Source organism: Clostridium sp. UBA6640, from assembly GCF_002455975.1.
Classification (GTDB): domain Bacteria; phylum Bacillota; class Clostridia; order Clostridiales; family Clostridiaceae; genus Clostridium_J.
This window is the reverse complement of sequence record NZ_DKLM01000019.1, coordinates 22,219-28,218: the sequence shown is the minus strand read 5'-3', so window position 1 is coordinate 28,218 and position 6,000 is coordinate 22,219. Positions and strand designations below refer to the sequence as shown.

Below are 6,000 nucleotides of genomic sequence, written 5' to 3'. Positions count from 1 at the left end.
TCATATAAGTTAACAGATCGAAATAGAAAACTAGGAGGAAAATATGCCGAAATTAAATATTGAAGATTATATTATTCATTACGAGAGCTACGGAAGTGGAGAGCCAATTATATTTTTATCTGGGCTAATGATGAGTACAATAAGCTGGCATCCCTTTAGAAAAAGTTTTAATGATTACAATTTAATATTAGTTGATTTAATAGATCAAGGACAGTCTTCTAGTGCTAACTTTCAATATGATCAAAATCTTCAAGTAGAAATACTATATAAACTTATCGAAAAATTAAATATAGATAAATGTCATATTGTAGGTATATCTTATGGCGGAGAAGTAGCATCGCGATTTGCACTAAAATATCCTCATAAGCTAAAGTCTATAATATTGTCTAATACAACCTGTCATAATAGCAATATAATGAAAGATATAAAAGAACTATGGGATTTTGCAGCGAGTACTTATGATGGAAGGATACTTTTTAAAGCTACAATGCCTTATATATATTCGCATAAGTTTTATGAGGAAAATATACAATGGCTTAAGAAAAAGGAAGAAGCATTTTCAATGGGTCTTACTAAACAGTGGTACGACTCTTTTAGAATGCTAATTAAGAGTGCATCAAATTTAAATTTGATAGAAGAAATAAAAAATATAAGTTTACCTACTATGATAATAGGCTGTGAATATGATATTTTAACGCCTATAAATTATCAAAAGTTAATAAAAGAAAAAATTAAAAATTCTAGGATGGTTATAATTGAAGAAGCAGGTCATGCGGTTATTTATGAAAAACCTATAGAATTTATAGCAGCTATAAAAGGTTTCTTACAAACTTATAATCAAAAGATAAAAATACTTTAATAATAGATTTTATTATATTATAGTTATAATATATAAAATTAGAAAAAGGTGATATATTAATGAAGTTGTTTTTTATGTCGGATATACATGGCTCATTAAAATATGCGAAACTAGGCGTTGAGGCCTTTATAAAAGAAAGAGCAGATTATATGGTTATCTTGGGAGATGTACTTTATCATGGACCGAGAAATCCTCTTCCAGAGGAGTATAATCCTAAAGAAGTAGCAAATTTATTAAATGAATACTCAGAAAAAATTATAGGAGTAAGAGGAAATTGTGATGCAGAGGTAGATCAAATGCTCCTTACATATCCTTGCATGATGGATTACAATGTGATTTTAGCCCAAAATAGAAGAATTTTTGTAACTCATGGTCACATTTATAATGAGAACAATCTTCCTAACATGTCAAAAGGTGATATTATAATTTATGGACATACTCATATACCAGTGGCAAAAAGTGAGAATGGCATATTTATTTTTAACCCTGGCTCTATTGCATATCCTAAGGAAAATAATCCTCATAGCTATGGAGTTATTGATGGAAATAAATTTTACATTAAAAATTTAGAAGGAGAAGTTATTAAAGAAATTGATATTTTGATAAAGTAAATTAAAATATGGGATTTTGAAGATTTCTTCCCAAAGGAAAGCAGAATGTCCTGGCTGAAAGCATTCTTTTGCCTATGATTTTGTAGCGGCGAACTTTATTCAATGCACAGTTCACAATGCTCAATTCACAATTATGGACATTTCTCAGCGATTGCTAAGAAATTTTCAATTAGAATAAAAAGATACATAGCAGAACACAGTGAAATAGAGCTGGATTTTGTTAAAAATGCTGCATAAATTTAAACTTAAAAACTCTAATTGAAAGTGAGCATGCAAATGCTCCAATTTAAAAATATATTTAAATTACTATAAAAAATAAGAGCTGAGCATTAGCGGTTTTTAATCGTTAATACGACAGCTCCTTTTATTTTAATATATTTTATACTCTAATAAATTTATATTTTAGCAAGTTTACTATTTCAGTAATATACTTTTAATAATGCAATCATTATTATTTATCTTATTTAAGTAACTTTTCTTCTTTACTTCCTAGGAATACAGATTTTTGGCTTGGTCTAAATTCACCAGTGTTTTCATCTCTTCCTTGTAAGTAATATCTAGCATCTGATTTACCTATAGTATCAGCAGCTTCTTTTGAAAGCTCACCAAGCTCATCACCTTTGCATCTGTTAATGATTAAGCCAAATTTAGTGTCTTTAAAATCAGATAACATAGCAACGTCGCCAGAACTATCTCCACCAACGATTAATGGACCTTGTCCACCATGTTTTTCAACTAAAAACTTTTCTATAGTTTTAGTTTTACCTTTGCTTTGAGTTTGATCGTAGCCTTTTCTAAATTCGGCCTTAATTACACCTTTGTCATCTCTTTCAAGCTCCATAGCAAATACATTTTCTTTTGGAAGCTCATATCCGAACTTAGGATTAGTAGCAAATGTTCTAACAACATCTATGAATGATGCTGAACAGATATAAACATCTATTCCATTATCCATTAAAGTTTTGTAAAGATTTTGTTGCTCTTTTATTGTTCTTAAACCAGAGTGGAATTTAACTGAAACAACGCCAGCTTTACCTGCTAATTCCTTTGGACTAGTCCAAATTTCTTCTCCAAGTTCATGGTTTAGCCAATAATCGTTTGATTTTTCAGTCAACTCAGCAACTTCCTTTTCAGTCATTCCTGCAAATAGGTAAGTTACCCATGGATAGCTTACATCAGAACTAAAAGATTCACCGATTGAATTATAAAGATATCTAGTTTTAGCTATAAAATCTTTGTATTCAGGAGTAGTTTTAATCTCATCTAAAGATTTAGTTCCTTTAAAACCTTTATAGTTTTCATATAAGAATTTGTAGCTAGAATCAATGTCAGCACCAACTAATTCGATGTTAACAGGTTTTCCTTCATCGTTATTGCAGTCTTCTACAAAGTTGTCCTTTGGAATGTTTATTCTAATGGTGTTGCTAAACTCTTCAGGAGTCATTTTAAATTCAAGATTTTCTAACTGATATGCAAGTAACGCTTCTTCAACATCATTAATTATTGATGTGTTGTCCCAATCAAATACAGCGTAAGGTTTTTTATTTTCATCATAGTCCTTACTGTTTTTACCGTATTTCTCTATAAGATCTGTTAAAGCAGCAAAATTTTCAGGCGCCCAGTTACCTTTTTCAAGTTTAACTTCCTTTTTATTATCAGTTTGTTCTACTTTAGTGTCATTTTTAGTTTCTTCTGTTTTAGCAGAATTTCCACATGCAACTAAAGAAAAAGACATAATGCATGCTAATGATAAGCTAAAAGTTTTTCTTTTAAAATTATTCATAAGTTTNNAAAGTTATCTCTCCCCCTCATTTGTGATTTCAATTTTTAATAGAAATAGTTAAATATGCTAAATAAAACTTACTGCTAAAAATTATTAAACCTTCTTAACATAAACTTTACAATTAACTTATATAACGAGCATCAGAAAATGTCAATATAAAATTGGATTTTATTATCGCTAAATTAAAATTTTATACCTTATGGGAAAATATGGAGAAAGGCTATGCATTAGGAGTTGTATCTTCTCATAAATCAGACAAGAGCAGCTAAGAGTTATAAGAGATACTATAAAATAAAAAAAATATAAATGAGAAGAGCAAAATTAGATGAGATTAAAATCAAAGTGATAGATGAGTATTATCTTTTAATTGTTATAAGTGAAGCAGAAGAAGTCCTAAATAAAAAGATGCTCTACAAAGATTCACAAGCCTATACAGGCGGGAGCATCAGAGAAAAAACAAATAATTAGTGAGCATGAGATATGAATTGCCAGCACTTTTTAATACAAGTTTTATTCGGTTATTAGGTGTCATATAATTGGGAGCACTGAGGCTTTTTCATATGTAACTTATGCTTAACCGCTCATCTTAAAACTAAAAAATTAAGAGATATTTAACGTGAAAATAATGAAGGTATGAATGTAGCTCCTTTAGGATATAGTTCGTTAATAAAAGTAAATTATAACATAAACTTATAGATATGAATTGGTTAATCATGGTACAATTAATAATATTACACAAATAAATTATTATAATTAGATACTTTGTATTTATAATATATTACTTAGTTTACTTATATACTCATGATGTAACTAATATTGGAGGTGAAAAAATGATAATGATTCGTTTGAAACTAGGAATCTTTGGAGTGAAATCAACTTCAGCAACAAAACTCTATGCAAAATCGGTCTTATAGACAATGGCGATAGCTGCATAGAGAATAATTAAAATCGCCGTATTCATTCTAATTTGAAGTGCTAATAAGTCTGATTTTGCATCCTGAACTATTTTTAGATGAAGGAGCGAATTAGAATGAAATATATAAATGCTACAGAAGTATTGCCAAAGAATTTACTTAATGAGATTCAAAGATATATTGCTGGTGAGATATTATATATCCCGCAGCCAGAAGGACTAAAAAATTCGTGGGGAAGCAAAACTGGTGTTAAGCAAGAACTTATTAATAGAAATAAACAAATTAAATTTGAAAAAGAAAATGGTAGCACCATTGATGAGCTTATGATAAAATACAATCTTTCCTATGATACGATTAAAAAGATTGTCTATATAAAAGAAGCGTAATAAATAGAACCTCTGCAAGTTTTGGATTTGTAGAGGTTTTGTGCATAAAACAACTATAGTAATTTAGTACCTTTTATTATAGGCTGCATTACCCTAAACTATAATCAAACAAAGGTTATGGAGGGGATATTTATGGATTACATAAGTAACAACAGAGAAGTATGGGATAAAAAAGTTGATAGCAATTATGTTTGGACAAGACCTGTAAGCGATGATGAAGTAAAAGATGCTAAATTAGGTAAGTGGAAGATATACTTAACGCCAATGAAGCCAGTACCAAGGGAGTGGTTCCCAGAAAGGTTAATTGGAAAGAAAGTACTATGTCTTGCATCAGGAGGTGGGCAACAGGGGCCAATAATGGCAGCAACAGGAGCTGAGGTCACTGTATTTGATAACAGCGAAAAACAGTTAGGTCAAGATAGATATGTTGCACAAAGAAATAATTTAAGTATTAAAACCGTTCAAGGTGATATGAAAGATTTGTCGGTATTTGAAGATGAAACCTTTGATTTTATTGTACATCCTTGGTCGAACTGTTATATAGACACAGTGATTCCTGTATGGAATGAAGCTTATAGGGTACTCAAAAGTGGAGGAACCTTGATATCAGGTTTTGCTAATCCTATTGAATATATATTTGATTTAAAAGAATTAGAACAAGGTAGATTTGTAGTTAGGCATAGCATTCCCTATTCTGATTTGACAAGCATTTCTGAAGAAGAGCTAAATGAATTAGTATTAGATCAAAATGAAGGAATATGCTTTGGACATTCACTTCATGATCAAATACAAGGCCAAATAGCATCTGGTTTTTTAATTGCTGGTTTTTACGAGGATAAGGGAGGAAGTGCATTAGACCAATACATTGATAGCTCAATTGCTACAAAGGCTATCAAGTTATAAAAACATTTCTAAATTAAAGCCTACGTTATATCCGTTACGATGAACATTATCATAAATAGCATATACTTTCTTTAGAAATATTGATATCACTGGGTTGAAGAGAGATAATGGTGTTTTAAATCTTATTGTAATCTAAATAAAATAAAAATAGGGTGATCCTTCTTTTATTTAGATAAAATTGTATTGTGTTATTATATTGAATAATCATATAGCATAAGACGCACGGAAAAGTAGAAAAAATTATTATTTTAAATAAGTTGGTATGGCTGATTATTTATAGTTGAATATTAGTGCCAGTTTATTTGCAATGCCAATATATTTAATTATGATTTTAAGTTTACTCTCAAGGCGAATTTTATAGCCTTCTTTAAGGTAAAGTCCGTAGAGTAAATCTGCGGCTTTTCTATTTTATCGAGAATCATACTATTCCATTGATCTTAGAAAAAAGAAAGGATGTTAGATATGTTATAGAAGTTATTTTTTATAATATATTTGATAAGTCAAGTCCTTAGCGGCAAATAGTATAATCCACTAAAGTTAGTAA

6 protein-coding genes are annotated in these 6,000 nt (G+C 29.7%); 5 read left to right on the top strand and 1 reads right to left on the bottom strand.

All coding sequences use genetic code 11. The features are described from left to right. The first annotated feature begins 43 nt into the window (after window positions 1–43). Complete coding sequence (locus tag B2W91_RS02585) at window positions 44–859, top strand: alpha/beta hydrolase (RefSeq protein ID WP_291578718.1); 816 nt, start codon at window positions 44–46, stop codon at window positions 857–859. Between the two features lie 59 nt (window positions 860–918). After that, window positions 919–1,470, top strand: a complete 552-nt coding sequence (gene yfcE / locus B2W91_RS02580; RefSeq protein WP_291578717.1) for a phosphodiesterase — start codon at window positions 919–921, stop codon at window positions 1,468–1,470. Window positions 1,471–1,930: 460 nt separating this feature from the next. On the opposite strand, the gene B2W91_RS02575 is transcribed toward yfcE, so the two are convergent. Further along, window positions 1,931–3,205, bottom strand: coding sequence for a haloacid dehalogenase-like hydrolase (locus B2W91_RS02575; protein ID WP_291578716.1), 1,275 nt, complete (start codon window positions 3,203–3,205; stop codon window positions 1,931–1,933). Between the two features lie 354 nt (window positions 3,206–3,559). Here B2W91_RS02575 and B2W91_RS02570 point away from each other — a divergent pair, with 354 nt between their 5' ends. The 3 genes from B2W91_RS02570 (at window position 3,560) to B2W91_RS02560 (ending at window position 5,456) form a co-directional block, all read left to right on the top strand. Beyond that, the gene (locus B2W91_RS02570; RefSeq protein WP_291578715.1) at window positions 3,560–3,721 is read left to right on the top strand and encodes a hypothetical protein; all 162 of its coding nucleotides are present in this window, start codon (window positions 3,560–3,562) and stop codon (window positions 3,719–3,721) included. A 562-nt stretch (window positions 3,722–4,283) separates the two neighbouring features. Continuing rightward, window positions 4,284–4,553, top strand: a complete 270-nt coding sequence (locus tag B2W91_RS02565; protein ID WP_291578714.1) for a CD3324 family protein — start codon at window positions 4,284–4,286, stop codon at window positions 4,551–4,553. A 132-nt stretch (window positions 4,554–4,685) separates the two neighbouring features. Then, window positions 4,686–5,456, top strand: a complete 771-nt coding sequence (locus tag B2W91_RS02560; RefSeq protein ID WP_291578713.1) for a class I SAM-dependent methyltransferase — start codon at window positions 4,686–4,688, stop codon at window positions 5,454–5,456. The last annotated feature ends 544 nt before the right edge of the window (window positions 5,457–6,000 follow it).